Annotated in this window: 16 protein-coding genes; 12 read left to right on the top strand and 4 right to left on the bottom strand. The window is 73.3% G+C overall.

Annotated elements, in window-relative coordinates; translation table 11 throughout:
• Positions 1 to 411: 411 nt before the first annotated feature.
• Positions 412 to 693, bottom strand: coding sequence for an Lrp/AsnC family transcriptional regulator (locus tag V2J85_RS32790; RefSeq protein ID WP_330823614.1), 282 nt, complete (start codon positions 691 to 693; stop codon positions 412 to 414).
• Entirely contained in the window at positions 690 to 1,370 is a 681-nt protein-coding gene (locus V2J85_RS32785; protein ID WP_261957160.1) for a rhomboid family intramembrane serine protease, read from the bottom strand. Before V2J85_RS32785 ends, V2J85_RS32790 begins: the two co-directional genes overlap by 4 nt.
• A gap of 339 nt (positions 1,371 to 1,709) precedes the next feature.
• Here V2J85_RS32785 and V2J85_RS32780 point away from each other — a divergent pair, with 339 nt between their 5' ends.
• From V2J85_RS32780 to V2J85_RS32760, 5 genes are all read left to right on the top strand, one after another.
• Positions 1,710 to 1,949: a hypothetical protein gene (locus V2J85_RS32780; protein WP_261951962.1), complete on the top strand. Its 240-nt coding sequence runs from the start codon at positions 1,710 to 1,712 to the stop codon at positions 1,947 to 1,949.
• A gap of 18 nt (positions 1,950 to 1,967) precedes the next feature.
• Positions 1,968 to 3,341, top strand: a complete 1,374-nt coding sequence (locus tag V2J85_RS32775) for an NYN domain-containing protein (protein WP_261951963.1) — start codon at positions 1,968 to 1,970, stop codon at positions 3,339 to 3,341.
• A 315-nt stretch (positions 3,342 to 3,656) separates the two neighbouring features.
• Positions 3,657 to 4,682, top strand: a complete 1,026-nt coding sequence (locus V2J85_RS32770; protein WP_261951964.1) for a C40 family peptidase — start codon at positions 3,657 to 3,659, stop codon at positions 4,680 to 4,682.
• 290 nt (positions 4,683 to 4,972) lie between these two features.
• Entirely contained in the window at positions 4,973 to 6,019 is a 1,047-nt protein-coding gene (locus V2J85_RS32765) for a C40 family peptidase (protein ID WP_330823613.1), read from the top strand.
• A gap of 52 nt (positions 6,020 to 6,071) precedes the next feature.
• Positions 6,072 to 7,460 carry a hypothetical protein gene (locus V2J85_RS32760; RefSeq protein ID WP_330823612.1) on the top strand — a complete coding sequence of 463 codons (1,389 nt, stop codon included), beginning with the start codon at positions 6,072 to 6,074 and terminating at the stop codon, positions 7,458 to 7,460.
• Here V2J85_RS32760 and V2J85_RS32755 read toward each other — a convergent pair.
• Positions 7,414 to 8,706, bottom strand: coding sequence for a glycosyltransferase 87 family protein (locus V2J85_RS32755; protein ID WP_330823611.1), 1,293 nt, complete (start codon positions 8,704 to 8,706; stop codon positions 7,414 to 7,416). The two genes, V2J85_RS32760 and V2J85_RS32755, sit on opposite strands and share 47 nt — an antisense overlap.
• Positions 8,707 to 8,834: 128 nt before the next feature.
• Here V2J85_RS32755 and V2J85_RS32750 point away from each other — a divergent pair, with 128 nt between their 5' ends.
• Positions 8,835 to 9,977: a glycosyltransferase family 4 protein gene (locus V2J85_RS32750; RefSeq protein WP_261951968.1), complete on the top strand. Its 1,143-nt coding sequence runs from the start codon at positions 8,835 to 8,837 to the stop codon at positions 9,975 to 9,977.
• 88 nt (positions 9,978 to 10,065) lie between these two features.
• Here the strand turns inward: V2J85_RS32750 and V2J85_RS32745 are convergent, their stop codons facing one another.
• Positions 10,066 to 11,862 (bottom strand): AMP-dependent synthetase/ligase, encoded by a 1,797-nt coding sequence (locus V2J85_RS32745; RefSeq protein WP_261951969.1) that lies wholly within the window; start codon positions 11,860 to 11,862, stop codon positions 10,066 to 10,068.
• 283 nt (positions 11,863 to 12,145) lie between these two features.
• Between V2J85_RS32745 and V2J85_RS32740 the strand changes: the two genes are divergently transcribed.
• The 6 genes from V2J85_RS32740 (at position 12,146) to V2J85_RS32715 (ending at position 17,108) form a co-directional block, all read left to right on the top strand.
• Entirely contained in the window at positions 12,146 to 12,922 is a 777-nt protein-coding gene (locus V2J85_RS32740; RefSeq protein ID WP_261951970.1) for a metallophosphoesterase family protein, read from the top strand.
• A gap of 130 nt (positions 12,923 to 13,052) precedes the next feature.
• Positions 13,053 to 13,553, top strand: a complete 501-nt coding sequence (locus V2J85_RS32735; protein ID WP_261951971.1) for an SRPBCC family protein — start codon at positions 13,053 to 13,055, stop codon at positions 13,551 to 13,553.
• Between the two features lie 2 nt (positions 13,554 to 13,555).
• Complete coding sequence (locus V2J85_RS32730) at positions 13,556 to 14,758, top strand: ArsA family ATPase (RefSeq protein WP_261951972.1); 1,203 nt, start codon at positions 13,556 to 13,558, stop codon at positions 14,756 to 14,758.
• Between the two features lie 110 nt (positions 14,759 to 14,868).
• Positions 14,869 to 15,345, top strand: coding sequence for a DUF5304 domain-containing protein (locus tag V2J85_RS32725; RefSeq protein WP_330823610.1), 477 nt, complete (start codon positions 14,869 to 14,871; stop codon positions 15,343 to 15,345).
• Positions 15,346 to 15,401: 56 nt separating this feature from the next.
• On the top strand, positions 15,402 to 16,343 hold the full coding sequence (locus V2J85_RS32720; protein WP_261951974.1) for an ROK family glucokinase: 942 nt from the start codon (positions 15,402 to 15,404) through the stop codon (positions 16,341 to 16,343).
• A gap of 9 nt (positions 16,344 to 16,352) precedes the next feature.
• Complete coding sequence (locus tag V2J85_RS32715; RefSeq protein ID WP_261951975.1) at positions 16,353 to 17,108, top strand: endonuclease/exonuclease/phosphatase family protein; 756 nt, start codon at positions 16,353 to 16,355, stop codon at positions 17,106 to 17,108.

Raw genomic sequence — 17,108 nt, 5'->3', positions numbered from 1 at the left:
GTCTCGCCGTTGCGCCGGCGGCGGGCTGGGTTGTGTTGGGTGCGGTGACGGGCCTCCGGGGCCGGTTGTGTGGACTGCTGACGCTTTACGTCCACACAACCGGCCCCTCCGGCCCGTCCCCTCCCGTTGGGGGGAAGTTGAGGCCGGTGGGGGTGCAGGTAATGCCGACGTGCGCGCAGGCAACGGATTACGCCCGCCCCCAACCAGCTCAGTAACTCCCACTCACGGGAGGGGCTGGACCGGAGGACGAAGTCTGGAGGGCCGGCACCGCACCCGACAAACCAACGCCCGCCGCCAGGCGCAACGGCGAGACGACCCGCGGCGGGACAGCCGGCTACGTGCGGGGCGCCGCAAAGCGCAGTGCCCCGCGGCGGGAAAGCCAGGTACGTGGGGGCGAGGCCAAGCGCAGCGCTAGGCGTCAAGCCCGATCGCGAACGCGGCCTCAAGGTCATGCTGCGAGTACGTGCGGAAGGCGATGTGCGTCTCCGTGGAGGCGACGCCGGGGATCTTGCTGATGCGGCCGGGGATGACGTCCGCGAGGTCGTCGTGCTTGGCGACGCGGACCATCGCGATCAGGTCGTGCGCGCCGGTGATGGAGTAGACCTCGCTGACGCCTTCCAGCGCGGCGATCTTCTCGGCGATCTCCGGGATCTGGTCCACGCTGGTCTTGATGAGCACGATCGACGTGATCACGGCTGGCTCTCTCCCTCATTCGCCCGGACGTTCCCGCTGGTGGACCCCACACTATCCCTCCGGTAGCGCAGCCATGCGTAGAGGAAGCCCAGGGCGAAGCCGATCACATGGGCGAGGTACGCGACGCCGGGGCCGTTGGGGTCGTCCTGGGCGGCCTGCCATTGGAGGAAGAACCAGAACAGCAGGACGACCCAGGCGGGGAAGCGCAGCGGGAGGAAGAAGAGGAAGGGGAAGACGCTGGTGACCCGGGCCCGGGGGAAGAGGTACAGGAAGGCGCCGAGGATGCCGGCGATCGAGCCGGAGGCGCCCACCAGCGTCTGGCCCGAGGCGGCGTGCGCGGCCGCGTAGCCGAGCAGCGCGAGGTAGCCGATGATGAGGTAGAAGGCGGCGAACGGCAGCCGGCCCATCCGCGCCTCGGCCATTCCGCCGAAGACGTAGAGAAACAGCATGTTGCCGAGCAGATGCAGCCAGCTGCCATGCACGAACAGCGCGGAGAGCGGGGTGATCAGCGCCCGCAGGGAACCGCTCCACAGCTCCACGGGAATCACGCCCCACCGCTCGAAGTACGCGGTCTGGGCCCGCAGCAGCGCGTCGCCGGTGCCGTACGTCCGGTTCAGGCCCGAGGCGGGGCCGAGCACGAAGACCGCACAGCACAGGGCGATCAGCACGTTCGTCAGCCGGGAGCACACCGCGGCCAGGGACCGGACCGGATGGCGTGGGCGGGGGAGCGGGCCGGAGGAGCGCGGCGTACGGAAGAAGAGCCGGGGAAGGGAAGGACGAGAAGAGCGGGGAGAACGGGGTGGGGGAGCCGGCGCCGTCATGAAGTGATCATGGCGTAATGCGGGCAATCGGGACAGAGTGCCTCGCCGCGTCCCGGCTCCCGGGCAGGGCCGCACCCGCCCCCCATCAGGCCGTAGGGTTGCAGGCAGTACTTTGCGTACTTCCGCAGTCCGACGGCGCACCGCGTGAACGGCGCAGCAGCAGCACGACCGACGAGCACGAAAGAGGACGACACGATGGCTGTTCCCCTGCCGACGGCCGAAACCCGGTGGCGCTGCACGCTGTGCGGCAACCTCACCCGTTTCGATGTGACCCGCCAGGCCAAGGTCGTGGAGTACATCCACCTGGATCTGGCCGGCGAGCCCAAGGTGGAGGAGCGCGAGGTCCTCAGTGAGAGCATCGAGTCCGTGCGCTGCCGCTGGTGCAACGCGGTCGACCAGATCGAATTGGTGGACCGGCCGGGCGCGAGCGCCTGAGATCGGAGCGATGCAGCCGTGGTGGACCGTCCAGAAGGGGAGCCGGGGGCCGAGCGTCATGACGTACCCGAGGGTGCGGCGGACGAGGTGCTCGACCGACCGCTGCCCGAGGGCGTACGGCGCCGTGTCGTGGCGCTCACCGCGGAGTCGTTCGGCGCGCTGACCGTCGCCGAACTCCCGCCCCCGCTGCGGCAGTACGCCCGGTTCACCCCGACTCGCCGGGCGAAGTTCGCCGGGAACGCGATGGCCGCGGCGCTGGAGAGCGACGCGGTCTTCCGGCAGCGGATCGCGGGGAAGCTGCGCGAGGCCCAGCCGGAGCTGGCCGAGGCGCTGGAGAGCGGCACCCCGCCGGCCGCCGCCGATCCGCTCGACGTCGCCGCGGCCGCCTATGTGCTGCGCCCGGACGGCTGGGTGAAGCTGGTCGCGGCGGCCGGCGAGGAGGCGCAGCGGGCGCGCGACGAGCGGGCCGGTGCGGAGGCCGAGCGGGAGCTGGCCCGGCTGCGCGAGGAACTGGCCCAGGCGCGCGGCGAGGCCCGTACGGAGACCGAGCGGATCCGGGGCGATCTGGAGGCCGCCCGCCGGGAGAACGAGTCGCTGCGCCGCAAGCTGCGCAGCGCGCTCAGCGACGTCAAGCGCGGGGAGGCGGCGGTCCGCAAGGCCGAGGCCGCGCTGCTCGACGCGCGGGACCGGGCGGCGACGGAGAAGACCGCGGCGGACAGCGAGCTGCGCCGGCTCAAGGCCCGGATCGCCGAGGCCGAGGCCGCACTGGAGACCAGCCGGCGGGCCGCCCGCGAGGGGCGCAGCGTCGAGGACATGCGGCTGCGGCTGCTGCTGGACACGGTGCTGGACGCCGCCCAGGGGCTGCGCCGCGAGCTGGCCCTGCCGCCCGCCAGCGTCCATCCGGCCGACACCGTCGAGGCGGTCGCGCCGGGCCGGATGACGCCGAAGGACATCGCGACGCGTGCGCTGTCCGAGATGGACCCCGCCTTGCTGGACCAGCTTCTGGCGCTGCCCCAGGCGCATTTGGTGGTGGACGGCTACAACGTCACCAAAACCGGCTATCCGACCATGCCGCTCGACAAGCAGCGGCTGCGGCTGCTGGGCGGGCTCGCGGTGCTGGCGGCGCAGACCGGTGCGGAGATGACCTGTGTCTTCGACGGTGCGGAGCTGGCGGCGCCGGTGCTGCTCGCGCCACCTCGGGGCGTACGGGTCCTTTTCAGCAAACCGGGCGTAACGGCCGATGAGTTGATTCGTCAGCTGGTACGGGCCGAACCGCCCGGCCGACCGGTCGTGGTGGTCTCCACGGACCGCGAAGTGGCGGACGGCGTGGCCAAGGCCGGCGCCCGCCCGGTCGCATCGGCCTTGCTGCTCAAGCGACTTGCCCGTACGTGACGCCGGGCCGGGCATGCTTTCCGGCCGGAAGTAATTCGCTTGACCTGCCCGACCGCTCCGTATCTGAGCGTCAATTGGCGCTCACTGCCTGTGTGATGTTGGTAAAGGATGGGGCTGGTGGCGCAGTTTTTTCCCCTGAGGATTTGAAGCGATCACAGCTCGGTTACTAAGGTCAGGGCCCGAGCCTTCATTAAGGTGATCATCCACCCGGGATGAACAGTGAAGGTACCGCCGAGTCCGCAGCGTTCCCGCGGAGCCGGGGTTTCACCACCCCCCCACCCGGTAGGCGGCTGGAGGAAGAAGGAGCTCGCCCCCGTGGCGTCCCACCGTCGACCCAAGCAGCCGAGCCGTACTCGCGTCACCGTGCTCACCGCCACCGCCGCGGCGGCCGTCGCCCTGTCGTCCCAGGTCGCCCAGGCCGACCCCCACCAGTCGAAGAAGGACGTCAAGTCCGAGGTCGACAAGCTCTACAACGAGGCGGAGCAGGCCACCGAGAAGTACGACGGTGTCAAGGAGCAGCAGGACAAGCTCCAGAAGGAGGTCGACGACCTCCAGGACAAGGTCGCCCGTGGGCAGGGAGATCTGAACCAGCTCCGCAAGAGCGTGGGTGCGGTCGCCTCCGGCCAGTACCGCAGCGGGTCCATCGACCCCTCGGTCCAGCTGTTCCTCTCCGGCGATCCGGACAGTTACCTCGAAAAGGCCGCCACCCTCGACCAGTTGAGCGGCAAGCAGGCCGAGCAGCTCAAGGTCATCGCGGAGAAGCAGCGCCAGCTCGCCCAGGAGCGCGCCGAGGCCGCGGCCAAGATCAAGGACCTCGCCGACACCCGTAAGGCGCTCGGCGACAAGAAGGACGAGATCAAGGGCAAGCTCGCCAAGGCGCAGGCGCTGCTCAACTCCATGACCGCCAAGGAGCGGGCGGCCATGCAGGCCAAGGAGGACCGCGCCAACCGCAGCAACGAGCGGGTCAACCTCGGTGACGACGTGCCGGCTTCGCAGCGCGGTGCGGCCGCCCTCGCCGCCGCCCAGTCCAAGATAGGTTCGCCCTACGTCTGGGGCGCCACCGGCCCGTCGTCCTTCGACTGCTCCGGTCTGACCTCCTGGGCCTACGCGCAGGCCGGCCAGTCGCTGCCGCGCACCTCGCAGCAGCAGGCCAACGCCGGTACCCGGATCGCCTCGGAGAGCGCCCTCAAGCCCGGCGACCTGGTGCTCTTCTACGGCGACCTGCACCACATCGGCCTCTACGCCGGCAACGGCACGGTGCTGCACGCCCCGAAGCCCGGTGCTTCGGTGCGCTACGAGTCGATCAACAACATGCCGTTCCAGTTCGGCGTGCGGGTCTGAGCACGCACGGGGCCGCTGTTCACCGGTGTGACCAATGCGCCGGTGAACGGGTCTGAAAAGCCTCACAACCCTCTCAACCTGCCGCCCGAACGGGCGAATTGCGGCCTCCACGGCTGACCCGCCGCCCCGCCGGTGACCTGCACAGTCACCGGCGGGGCGGCTTTTTGCGTACGAAATGGGGTCTTTGGCCGGTGTGGACCGGCGCCGTTACTGTCTGCCCTCGCAGCATCCGGTCACCGACCGCCCTCCCGGGGCGGCAGGGGCTGCACAGGGGAAGGAGTGCGGCTCCCGTGGCGTCCCACCGCCGTATCCCGCAGCACGGCCCGGCCACCCTCGCCGGGGTCACCGTTCTGTCGGCCGCTCTGGCGACCGCGGCCGCCGCGCTGTCGGCACCGCCGGCGTCCGCCGACCCCGCCGCCCGTCCGGCCGCCGGCCGGGGCGCGGCCACCGCCCGGGTCGACGTCCTCTACGAGCAGGCGGAGCGGGCCACCGAGAAGTACGACGGCGCGGACGCCCGGACCAGGAAGCTGCGTGCCGAGGTGGCCGACCTCCAGGACCGCACCGCCCGCGCCCAGGAGCGGGTCAACCGGATGCGCGGCCGGCTCGGCGCGCTGGCCGCCGCCCAGTACCGCGCCGGCGGCATGGACCCGGCCCTGAAGCTGATGCTCTCCGAGCGCCCCGACAGCTACCTGGAGAAGGCCTCCGCGCTGGACCGGCTCGGCCGGCACCAGGCCGGCCGGCTGCACGAACTGCGGGCCGCCCAGCGCTCCCTGGAACAGCAGCGCCGGGAGACCGCCGCCAAGCTCGCCGAGCTGGAGGCGAGCCGCGAGCAGGTCGCCCGCCACAAGAAGGACGTCCAGCACAAGCTCGCCACCGCCCAGCGGCTGCTGAACGCGCTGCCGCGGGCGGACCGGGAGGCCTGGGAGCGGTCCGCCCGCAGCGAGGGGCGTGCCGGGGCGGTGCCCGACCCGGCCGGGTCGGTGCCGTCCTCCGGACGGGCCGCCGCGGCCGTCGCCGCGGTACGCGCCGCGGTCGGCTCCCCGTACGCCTGGGGGAGCGCCGGCCCCGGCGCCTTCGACTGCTCCGGACTCACCCAATGGGCCTACCGCCGGGCCGGCGTCTCATTGCCCCGTACGTCACAGGCCCAGCGCGGCGCCGGACACCGGGTGCCGCTCGGCCGGATCCGGCCCGGGGACCTGGTCATCTACCGCTCGGACGCCAGCCACGTCGGGATGTACGTCGGCCACGGCCAGGTCGTGCACGCGCCCTATCCCGGCGCCCGGGTGCGCTACGACCCGGTCGGGATGATGCCGATCTCGGCGGTCACCCGGCCCTGAGCGCCGCTTCCTGCGTTTTTGCCCCGGCCGGGCCCGCTCTACGATCGTCCGCATGTCGGACCAGCGGGCGAAACGGCCGGTACGGGCCGGGGCGGCGGCCTGCGCCGCCCTGAGCGGCCTCGCCCTGCTCGCCCCGCTGGTCGGCTGCGCCCCCGGGCCCTCGTTGTCGGCCCGCTTCCCGGACGTCCAGCGGATGCTCGACAGCCGGGCGCACGCCGTCGAGCAGCGCGACGAGGCCGGCTTCCTGGCCGCCGTGGACCCGCGGGCCACCGCCTTCCGCGACCGCCAGCACGCCGTCTTCGGCAACCTCTCCGGCGTCCCGGTGACCGACTGGCACTACGACCTCGACGCCACCGACGCCTTCCCGCTGCCGCCCGGCGAAGGCGGTGAGCGGCTGGCCGCCAAGGTCCGGCTGCGCTACCGGCTCAAGGGCTACGACACCGCGCCGGTCAACGCCGTCCAGTACCTCACCCTTACCGAGCGGGACGGCCGCTGGCTGATCTCCTCGGACCGCGACGGCGCACCGGCCGGCCGCAGCGGCAACCGCCAGCTGTGGGACCAGGGGCCGGTACGGGTGGTCCGCGGCCGGCACAGCCTGGTGCTGGGCGGCGCCTCCCATTCGGCGCGGCTGCGGGACCTGGCGCGCCGGGTGGACCGGGCGGTGCCCGCGGTCTCCGACGCCTGGAAGGGCACGTGGTCCGAGAAGGTCGTGGTGGAGGCGCCGGACTCGGTCGAGCGGATGGCGCAGCTGATGGGCAGCGACGACCCGTCCGGCTACACCGGTATCGCGGCGGTCACCACCGGCGAGGCGGGCGTCACCACCAACGCGCCGGCGGACCGGGTGATCGTCAACCCCGACGCCTACGAGGAGCTCAACGACCTGGGGCGCAAGGTCGTCCTCACCCACGAGACCACCCATGTCGCCACCCGTACGGTCACCACGGCGAGCACCCCGCTGTGGTTGTCCGAGGGCTTCGCCGACTGGGTCGCCTACCGCGGGGTGCACCGCAAGCCCGCCACCGCCGCGCCCGAGCTGACCCGCGCGGTGCGGGCCGGCACACCGCCCGGCCGGCTCCCGACCGACGCCGACTTCGGCTTCCGGGCCGGCGCCGACCGGCTGGCGACGGCGTACGAGGGCAGCTGGCTGGCCTGCCGGATGATCGCCGAGAAGTGGGGCGAGGCCAAGCTGCTGGCGTTCTACAAGGCGGCGGGCCGGAGCGCGCCGCGCACCTCCGCGGCGACCGGGGACGCGCCGATCGAGGTGGCCACCGCCGGCCCCGCCTCGGCCCGTCCGGGGCCCCCGGCCGCCGGTGCCGGCCACCGCCCGGCGGCCGGCCGCACCGAGCTCACCGACCGGGCCCTGCGGACCCAACTGGGCGTCGGGCTGGGGGAGTTCACCCGGCAGTGGCGGGCTTATGTGAAGCGGCTGCTGGGGCGGTGACGGTGCGCGGCGCGGGTGCCCGGCGCAGGCCGGAGCCGCCGCGTCCGGTGCCCCGCCGGCCGGCGCCGGTGGCGGTCCACAGCCGGCGGCAGGCCAGCAGCGACGCGGCGACCAGCAGCCCGTTGCGCACCGCCAGCAGCGCGACGCCCCACGGGGCGCTCGCCACGACGTCGGCGAAGTGGACCGGGAACTCCAGCAGTGTGACGCCGGTGGCGAGCAGCACCAGCACCGCCGCCGGTGTCTGCCGGGTGCCGCGTACGGCCAGGCACACCGCGGCCAGTCCCACCAGCCACAGCAGGTACTGCGGGCTGATCACCCGGCTGGTGGTGGTGAACAGCAGGGTGGCGGTGAAGGCCGCGTCGGCGGGCGTCGCCCGGGTGAACCGGCGGGCCCGCGTCCGCCACAGCACCAGCCAGCCCAGCGCCGCCCCGCTCAGCATGACGGCGAGGGTGCTGACGAGCGGGACGCCGGGCCCGAGGAACTCCACCGAGCCGTAGTGCAGCAGCACCTGGCCGTCCCAGCCGTAATGGCGGGCGAGGTGGAAGACCAGCCCGCCGAGCGACTCGACCTCCGTACCGCGGTCGCGCTGGAAGGTCAGGAACGCCAGGGCGCCCGGTGCGGCGGTCACGGAGAGCAGGGTGAGTCCCGCCACGGTGCCGGCCGTGCTGCGCCACAGGACCCGCGCCCGGCGGCCGCGCAGCGCCTCCCCGGTCAGCAGCAGCGCCGGCCACACCTTCAGCAGCGTCCCGAACGCGATCAGCGCGCCCGCCACCCGGGGCCGGCGGGCGGCCGTGAGCAGCGCCGCGACCGCGACCGCGGTGACCATCAGGTCGTAGCGGGCGTACCCGGTCGGGCCGAGCAGGGCGACGCCCGCGATCCACACCCAGGCCCCGGCCGCCCGGTGGCCGGGCCGTCGCCCGGCCCGCAGGAACAGCGCCAGCGTCGCCGCGTCCGCGAGCAGGACCAGCACGAAGAACGCCGGGGCGTAGCCGAGGAACGGCAGCAGGCCGGGGGAGAGCACCGCCAGCGCGGCGGCCGGCGGGTACTGCCAGGTCACGTCGTCCAGCGGGAAGGCGCCGGTCCTCAGCACCTCGGCCCAGCCGTGGTAGATCACCGAGACGTCGGTGGTGACGTCCGGCCCCGGCAGCACCAGCACCTTCAGCACGCAGAGCAGCAGCACGGCCCGGGTCACCGCCCAGGCCGCGACCGCGAGCCATCTCCCGAGCGCCCCGCCGGCGCCGTCCATCGCCACCTCCGCCTGTCCGCCGTCCTCTGCATCATGCCGTCGGCGGCCGGTCACGGGGCGGCGCCGCGGTACGGGCGTGGCGGGCCTCCCGGCCACCGTGCGCCGGTCGGCGGGTAGCCTCGGGCCTCGTGCACAAGACCCTGATCGTCACGAACGACTTCCCGCCCCGGCCCGGCGGCATCCAGGCCTTCCTGCACAGCATGGCGCTGCGGCTGGACCCCACCCAGGTGGTCGTCTACGCCTCGACCTGGAAGCGGAGCGCGGAGGGGATCGCGGCCACCGCCGCGTTCGACGCCGACCAGCCGTTCCCGGTGGTCCGGGACCGTACGACGATGCTGCTGCCCACCCCGAGGGTGACCCGGCGGGCCGTCGGCCTGCTGCGCGAACACGGCTGTTCCTCCGTCTGGTTCGGTGCCGCGGCACCGCTCGGCCTGATGGCGCCCGCGCTCCGCGAGGCCGGCGCGCGGCGGATCGTGGCGACCACACACGGCCACGAGGCGGGCTGGGCGCAGCTGCCGGCCGCCCGGCAGCTGCTGCGGCGGATCGGTGAGGGCACCGACACCCTCACCTACCTCGGCGAGTACACCCGCTCCCGGATCGCCGCCGCGCTGACCCCGGCGGCCGCCTCCCGGATGGTCCAACTCCCGCCCGGCGTCGACGAGAAGACCTTCCACCCCGGCTCGGGCGGCGACGCGGTGCGCGCCCGGCTCGGCCTGGCCGACCGCCCGGTCGTGGTCTGCGTCTCCCGTCTGGTGCCCCGCAAGGGCCAGGACACGCTCATCGAGGCGATGCCGGCGGTCCTCGCCGCCGTCCCGGACGCCGTCCTGCTGATCGTCGGCGGCGGCCCGTACGAGAAGGACCTGCGCGCGCTGGCACGGGACAAGGGCGTGGCGGAATCCGTGCGCTTCACCGGTGCGGTGCCGTGGGAGGAGCTGCCGGCCCACTTCGGCGCCGGTGACGTCTTCGCGATGCCCTGCCGCACCCGCCGCGGCGGCCTCGACGTCGAGGGGCTGGGCATCGTCTACCTGGAGGCCTCGGCCACCGGGCTGCCCGTGGTGGCGGGCGACTCCGGCGGTGCGCCGGACGCGGTGCTGGACGGCGAGACCGGCTGGGTGGTCCCCGGCGGCTCCCCGACCCCCACCGCCGAACGCCTGGTCACCCTCCTGACGCACCCCGCCCTGCGCCGCACCATGGGCGAGCGCGGGCGCGCCTGGGTGGAGGAGAAGTGGCGCTGGGACCTGCTCGCGGAACGGCTCAAGGAACTGCTGTAGCCGGGGCCGCAGGGGCGCCGCTACGCGAACCGCCGCCGGGGCACACAGCCCCGGCGGCGGATTCCGGCCATGATCCTCAGGGATCTCGTCATCCCCGGTAGATCGCCTCGATCTCCTCCGCGAAGTCCTTGGCGACCACGTTCCGCTTCAGCTTCAGCGACGGCGTGACGTGGCCCGACTCCTCGGTGAACTGGGTCGGCAGGATGCGGAACTTGCGCACCGACTCGGCCTGCGAGACGGCCGCGTTCCCGTCGTCGACGGCCCGCTGGACCGCGGCGAGCAGCTCCGGGTCGCCGGCCAGCTCGGCCGGGGTGCTGCCGGCCGGGTGGCCGTGCTCCTCGGCCCAGCGCGGCAGGAACTCCTCGTCGAGGGTGACCAGCGCGCCGATGAACGGGCGGCCGTCGCCGACGACCATGCACTCGGCGATCAGGGCGTGCGCCCGGATGCGGTCCTCGATGACGGCCGGCGCGACGTTCTTGCCGCCCGCGGTGACCAGGATTTCCTTCTTGCGGCCGGTGATGGCCAGATAGCCGTCCTCGTCGAGGGTGCCGAGGTCGCCGGTGTGGAACCAGCCGTCGGACAGCGCCTCTTCGGTGGCCGTGGGGTTGTTCCAGTACTCGGTGAAGAGGTGCTCACCGTGCAGCAGGACCTCGCCGTCGTCGGCGATCCGGACCACCGAGCCGGGCAGCGGCTGGCCGACGGTGCCGATCTTCTGGCGGTCCCAGGGGTTGAACGCGGTGGCCGCGCACGACTCCGTCAGGCCGTAGCCCTCCAGGGCGGTGAAGCCGATGCCGCGGTAGAAGTGGCCCAGCCGGTCGCCGAGCGGCGCGCCGCCGGAGATCGCGTGGGTGGCCCGGCCGCCGAGCACGGCGCGCAGCTTGCCGTAGACCAGCCGGTCGAAGACCTTGTACTTGAGCTTCAGGCCGAGCGGCGGGCCGTCGGGGGTGTCCAGCGCCCGGCTGTACGCGATCGCGGTGTCCGCCGCCTTGTCGAAGATCTTGCCCTTGCCGTCGGCCTGCGCCTTGGCCCGCGCCGAGTTGTAGACCTTCTCGAAGACCCGGGGCACGCCCAGGACCAGCGTCGGCCGGAAGGACGCGAGGTCCTCGGTGAGGTTCTTGATGTCGGGGGCGTGGCCCAGCTTGATCGGGGCCATCACGGAGGCGACCTGCACCAGGCGCCCGAAGACGTGGGCGATGGGCAGGAAGAGCAGGACCGAGGAGTCACCGGTGCGGAAGAGCGGGCGCAGCCGCTCGACGACGTTGCCGCACTCGGCGAAGAAGCTGCGGTGGCTGAGCACACAGCCCTTGGGGCGGCCGGTGGTCCCGGAGGTGTAGACGATGGTGGCGGGCGCGTCCGCGTCGGCGAGGGCGCTGCGGGCGTCCACCTCGTCGTCGGTGAGCCCGGCGCCGGCGGCCCGCAGGCGGGCGATCGCGTCCCGCTCGATCTGCCAGATGTTCTCCAGCTCGGGCAGCCGGTCGCGGACCGATTCGACGGTCGCCTCGTGGCCGGGCGTCTCCACCAGACAGGCCACCGCACCCGAGTCGCCGAGGATCCACTGGATCTGCTCGGCGGAACTGGTCTCGTACACGGGCACGGTGATCGCGCCGGCGCTCCAGATGGCGAAGTCCAGCAGCGTCCACTCGTAACGGGTGCGCGACATCAGCCCCACCCGGTCGCCGGGCCGGATGCCGGAAGCCATCAGGCCCTTGGCGGCGGCACGGACCTCGGCGAGGAAGGTGGCGGCGGTGACGTCCTGCCACACACCGTTCACCTTGCGCCCCATGACGGCAACATCCGGGTGCTGCGCGGCATTTCGGCGGATGAGATCCGTCAGATTGCCGTCCGCGGGGACCTCGTACAGGGCCGGAAGGCTGAACTCGCGCAAGACTGCTGCTCCTCAAAAGCGCCGGCGCCACGACGCTGTGTGCACACCGGCGGCGGTCCATGATCATGCTGGGGGATTGGACTGCCCGGACGTTACCCACCGGTATTGCTTTTGGGATAGGGGGTCGCGACCAGATGTTTGATGCGTCACACGCTTGCGGACACGCCATGGGGACTGTTCCGCGCAGACTAGACCAGCGGGTCGGTGACCCGAAAGTAACCGCCGCCCGGTGAACCGGTGGGGGTCCCTCCCCCTCGCTCCGCGGGCGATCTAGGGTGACGCCATGCGCGTGCATGTGGTCAGTGACGTACACGGCAACAGCCGGGACCTGGCGGTGGCCGGGGACGGTGCCGATGCCCTGGTCTGCCTCGGCGACCTGGTGCTCTTCCTGGATTACGCCGACCATTCGCGCGGCATCTTCCCCGACCTCTTCGGCGTCGCGCACGCCGACGCCCTCGTCGAACTGCGCACCGCCCGCCGCTTCGAGGAGGCCCGCGAGCTGGGCCGCCGGCTCTGGGCCGAACTCGACGCGTCGGGCCGCAGCCGCGAGGCGGTCATCGAGGGCGCGGTCCGCAAGCAGTACGCCGAACTCTTCGCGGCCTTCCCGACCCCCACGTACGCCACCTACGGCAACGTCGACATGCCGCGACTGTGGCCCGAATACGCCGGACCCGGCACCACCGTCCTTGACGGACAGCGGGTGGAGATCGGCGGCCGGGTCTTCGGCTTCGTCGGCGGTGGACTGACCACCCCCATGCGGACGCCGTTCGAGATCAGCGACGAGGAGTTCGCCGCCAAGATCGAGGCGGTGGGCGAGGTCGACGTGCTGTGCACCCACATCCCGCCGGACGTCCCCGAGCTCTGCTACGACACCGTCGCCCGCCGCTTCGAGCGCGGCAGCGGCGCGCTGCTGGACGCCATCCGCACCACCCGCCCCCGCTACTCCCTCTTCGGCCACGTCCACCAGCCGCTGGCCCGCCGGATGCGCATCGGCCGCACCGAATGCGTCAATGTCGGCCATTTCAATGCGACCGGTACGCCCTATGTCCTGACCTGGTGAGCCCGGCGGCGGCCGGCTGCGTCCGCTCCCGTTTCCCCGCGCGGTAGCCTTCAGCAGCAGAGACAGCACCTTGCGGACACCGCGTGAGCGTCGGCGGACCGGCATGAATCGGCATGGAGGAGTCACGGCGATGGCCGAACACACCAGCTCTAGCATCACGATCGAGGCGGCGCCCGCCGAAGTGATGGGAGTGATCGCCGACTTTGACCGCTACCCGGAGTGGACCGGAGAGGTCAAGGAGGCGGAGGTGCTCGCCACGGACGACCAGGGCCGCGCGGTGGAGGTCCGCCTGCTGCTCGACGCCGGCGCGATCAAGGACGACCACACCCTCGCCTACACCTGGACCGGCGCCGACGAGGTCGGCTGGTCCCTGGTCAAGTCCCAGATGCTGCGCGCCCTGGACGGTTCCTACCGCCTCGCCGCGCTGAAGGGCGGCGCCGCCACCGAGGTCACGTACCAGCTCACCGTCGACGTCAAGATCCCGATGCTCGGCATGATCAAGCGCAAGGCCGAGAAGGTCATCATCGAGCGCGCCCTGGAAGGGCTGAAGCGGCGGGTCGAGAGCCGCCCCGACGCCGACCCGGCGCCCGCCGACGAGGCCGCGCCCACCGACGAGGCCAAGAAGCTCTGAGCGTGCGCACCGTCCTCGTCACCGGCCCCGGCGGCGCGGGCCGCACCACGCTCGCCGCCGCGACCGCCCTGGCCGGCGCCCGGCAAGGCGCCCGGGCCCTGCTGCTCACCACCGAGAGCGGCGCCTGCGAAACGGTGCTGGGCACCCCCCTCGGCGCCGAGCGGCCCACCGCGATAGCGCCCGGTCTGCACGCCCGGCGCATCGACCCCGGCGACCGCTTCCGCCGGGAATTCCTCGCCTTCCAGGAGCGCGCCGGTGCCGCCCTCGACCTGCTGGGCGCCGCGCCCCTCGACGAGGACGAACTGACCGAACTCCCCGGCGCCGAGGACTTCGCCCTGCTCCAGGCGCTGCGCACCGAACACGCCTCGGACGACTGGGACCTGGTCGTCGTCGACATGCCCTCGGCGGCCGAAACGATCCGGCTGCTGGCGCTCCCCGCCCAGGTCCGCCGCTACCTCCGCCGGCTGCTGCCGCCCGAGCGCCAGGCCGCCCGCGCGCTGCGCCCGGTCCTCGCCCAGCTCGCCGGCGTCCCGATGCCGGCGCAGAAGCTGTACGACGCCGCCGGCCGCTGGGAGACCGAACTCGCCGCCGTCCAGCAGGCGATCGACGACCCCGGCACCTCCGTCCGCCTGGTCACCGAGGCCGGCCCGGTCGCCGCCGCCAACCTGCGCTCCATCCGCGCCGGCCTGGCCCTGCACGGCCGCCGCACCGACGGCGTGGTCGTCAACCGGCTGCTGCCCACCGGCTCCGCCGACCCCTTCCTCGCCGCGCTCTCCGGCAGCCAGCAGACCGCCCTCAAGGCGCTCCGCGAGGAGTTCCCCGACGTCCCCGTCCACGAGGTGCCGCACCTCGGCCGCGACCCCCAGGGCGTCGCGGAGCTCGACGAGTTGATCGGCGGACCGGACGGCGGGATCGGCATCCCGGCCCCCGCGGCGGCGGACCGCCGCGACCCCTGGACCGTCGAGGACCGGCTCGCCACCGACGGCATCCTGGTCTGGCGGGTGCCGCTGCCCGGTGCCGAGCGCCGGGGCCTCGGCCTGGTGCGGCGCGGCGACGAAATCGTGGTGACGGTCGGCCGCTTCCGCCGGATCCGCACCCTGCCCTCCGCGCTGCGCCGCTGCTCCGTCTCGGGCGCCGGCCTCCGCGACGGCGTACTGGAGATCCGCTTCACCCCGGATCCCGACCTGTGGCCCAAGAGCGACTGAACGCGGTACCACCGTTCGGGTAACGTCGGGGGTGGGCCAGGAGCCCGCCCCCGCGTGCGCCCGTCCCGACTCGCCGTACCGCCCCGCCGCAGCAGTCCACGGAGTTCATCATGAGCGATGCCACCGAGCGCCCAGCCGACCGCGCGGCCGGGCCCGACGCCGACGCCTGGGAGGCCGCCTGCGCCGAGGACCTCGCCGCGGAGAAGGCCCGCCGCCGGACCGAGTACGGCCCCCAGCCGGGCAGCGCCGCCGAGGAACTGCGCAAGCTCGCCGAGGCGGTCACCGACAAGCTCGCCGGCATCCAGCTGCCCGGCGCGCTCGGCGGGCTGGCCGCGCAGAGCGCCGTGAGCCAGCTCTTCAAGCAGGCCCGGGCCGCCGTCGAACCGGTCATCGAGCGCAACCCCGACGTCTTCGACCACCTCGCCGCGGCCGGCTCCGAAATCGTCGCCGCCTACCGCTCCGCCGTCGAGCGCAGCGAGCGCCGCTGGACCCGCGACGACGTCACCGACCGGCCCGCCACCGGCCGCGCCGACGACCCGCGGGACGACGACGGTCCCACCGGCACCGAGCGAATCGATCTCGACTGACCCGGGCTCCGGTACGGTGGGTCCCGGCGGGGTTCGAGCGAAAAACTGAGGGACACATGGGACTCACCATCGGCGTCGACATCGGCGGCACGAAGATCGCGGCCGGCGTGGTCGACGAAGAGGGTTCGATCCTTGAGACGTGCAAGGTACCGACCCCGCAGGCCACCGATGCCCTGACCGAGGCCATCGCGGACGCGGTCCGCACGGTAGGTGCCGGGCACCACATCGAGGCGGTGGGGATCGGGGCCGCGGGCTACGTCGACGAGAAGCGCGCCACGGTCCTGTTCGCACCGAACATCGACTGGCGCCACGAACCGCTCAAGGACAAGGTCGAACAGCGCGTCGGCCTCCCCGTCGTCGTCGAGAACGACGCCAACGCCGCCGCCTGGGGCGAGTACCGCTTCGGTGCCGGCCAGGGCCACAGCGACGTCATCTGCATCACGCTCGGCACGGGCCTCGGCGGCGGCATCATCATCGGCAACAAGCTGCGCCGCGGCCGCTTCGGCGTCGCCGCGGAGTTCGGCCACATCCGGGTCGTGCCGGACGGCCTGCTGTGCGGCTGCGGCAGCCAGGGCTGCTGGGAGCAGTACGCCTCCGGCCGCGCCCTGCTGCGCTATGCCAAGCAGCGCGCCTTCGCCACCCCCGAGAACGCCACGGTGCTGCTCTCGCTCGGCGACGGCACCCCCGACGGCATCCAGGGCAAGCACATCAGCGCCGCCGCCCGTCAGGGTGACAAGGTCGCCATCGACTCGTTCCGCGAACTGGCCCGCTGGGCCGGTGCCGGCCTCGCCGACCTGGCCTCGCTGTTCGACCCGTCGGCCTTCATCGTCGGCGGCGGGGTCTCGGACGAGGGCGAACTGGTCCTCGAACCGATCCGCAAGTCGTTCCGCCGCTGGCTGGTCGGCAACCAGTACCGGCCGCACGCCCAGGTCCTCGCCGCCCAGCTCGGCGGCAAGGCCGGACTGGTCGGCGCGGCCGACCTGGCGCGCCAGGGCTGACCCGCGGTGGTGGCCGAGCACCCCGGACTCCCGGCGTCCGGCACCGAGGAGGACGCCGTACGGGTCCGCGTGCTCAGCTACAACATCCGCTCGATGCGCGACGACCGGGCGGCGCTGGCCAGGGTCATCCGGGCCTGCGCCCCCGATCTCGTGCTGATCCAGGAGGCGCCGCGGTTCTTCCGCTGGCGCAAGGCCGCCGAGCGGCTGGCCCGCTCGGCCGGCCTGGTCTATGTCACCGGCGGCGGGACGACCGCGGGCCCGATGATCCTCTCCACGCTCCGCGCCCACGTGGAACGCACCGAGGACGTCCTGCTGCCCCGCACCCCCGGCCTGCACCAGCGCGGTCTCGCCACCGCCGTGGTGCGGATCGGCGGGGCCCGGCTCGGCGTCGTCAGCGCTCACCTCAGCCTCGCCGACCGGGAGCGGTACGAGCAGGCCGGGCTGCTGCTGGAGCGGCTGGCCGCCCTCGGCACACGGCACGCGGTCGTCGGCGGGGATCTCAACGACCGGCCGGAGGGCCGCAGCTTCCGGCGGCTGGCGGACCGGCTCACGGACGCCTGGGCGGCCGAGCCGTGGGGCGGGGAGTTCACCTCCACGCCCCACGAGCCGGTGCAGCGCATCGACGCCGTCCTCACCACGGACGGCGTCGAGGTGCTGGGTTGCGGGGTGCCGCACGGGCTCCCCGGCGTACGCGAGGCCGACCTGCTGGCGGCCTCGGATCACCTGCCGGTGCTGGCCGCGCTGCGGGTGCCGGCCGGGGACTGA

Origin of the sequence: Streptomyces bugieae (assembly GCF_036352915.1) — a bacterium.
Classification (GTDB): Bacteria; Actinomycetota; Actinomycetes; order Streptomycetales; family Streptomycetaceae; genus Streptomyces; species Streptomyces endophytica.
Note: the sequence above shows the minus strand (reverse complement) of the source record. Positions and strands in the feature narration are given on the sequence as shown.

Coding starts and splice junctions, on each gene's coding strand:
- V2J85_RS32720 (WP_261951974.1), top strand. CDS start 15,402: ATGGGACTCACCATCGGCGTCGACATCGGCGGCACGAAGATCGCGGCC.
- V2J85_RS32780 (WP_261951962.1), top strand. CDS start 1,710: ATGGCTGTTCCCCTGCCGACGGCCGAAACCCGGTGGCGCTGCACGCTG.
- V2J85_RS32735 (WP_261951971.1), top strand. CDS start 13,053: ATGGCCGAACACACCAGCTCTAGCATCACGATCGAGGCGGCGCCCGCC.
- V2J85_RS32725 (WP_330823610.1), top strand. CDS start 14,869: ATGAGCGATGCCACCGAGCGCCCAGCCGACCGCGCGGCCGGGCCCGAC.
- V2J85_RS32755 (WP_330823611.1), bottom strand. CDS start 8,706: ATGGACGGCGCCGGCGGGGCGCTCGGGAGATGGCTCGCGGTCGCGGCC.
- V2J85_RS32740 (WP_261951970.1), top strand. CDS start 12,146: ATGCGCGTGCATGTGGTCAGTGACGTACACGGCAACAGCCGGGACCTG.
- V2J85_RS32760 (WP_330823612.1), top strand. CDS start 6,072: ATGTCGGACCAGCGGGCGAAACGGCCGGTACGGGCCGGGGCGGCGGCC.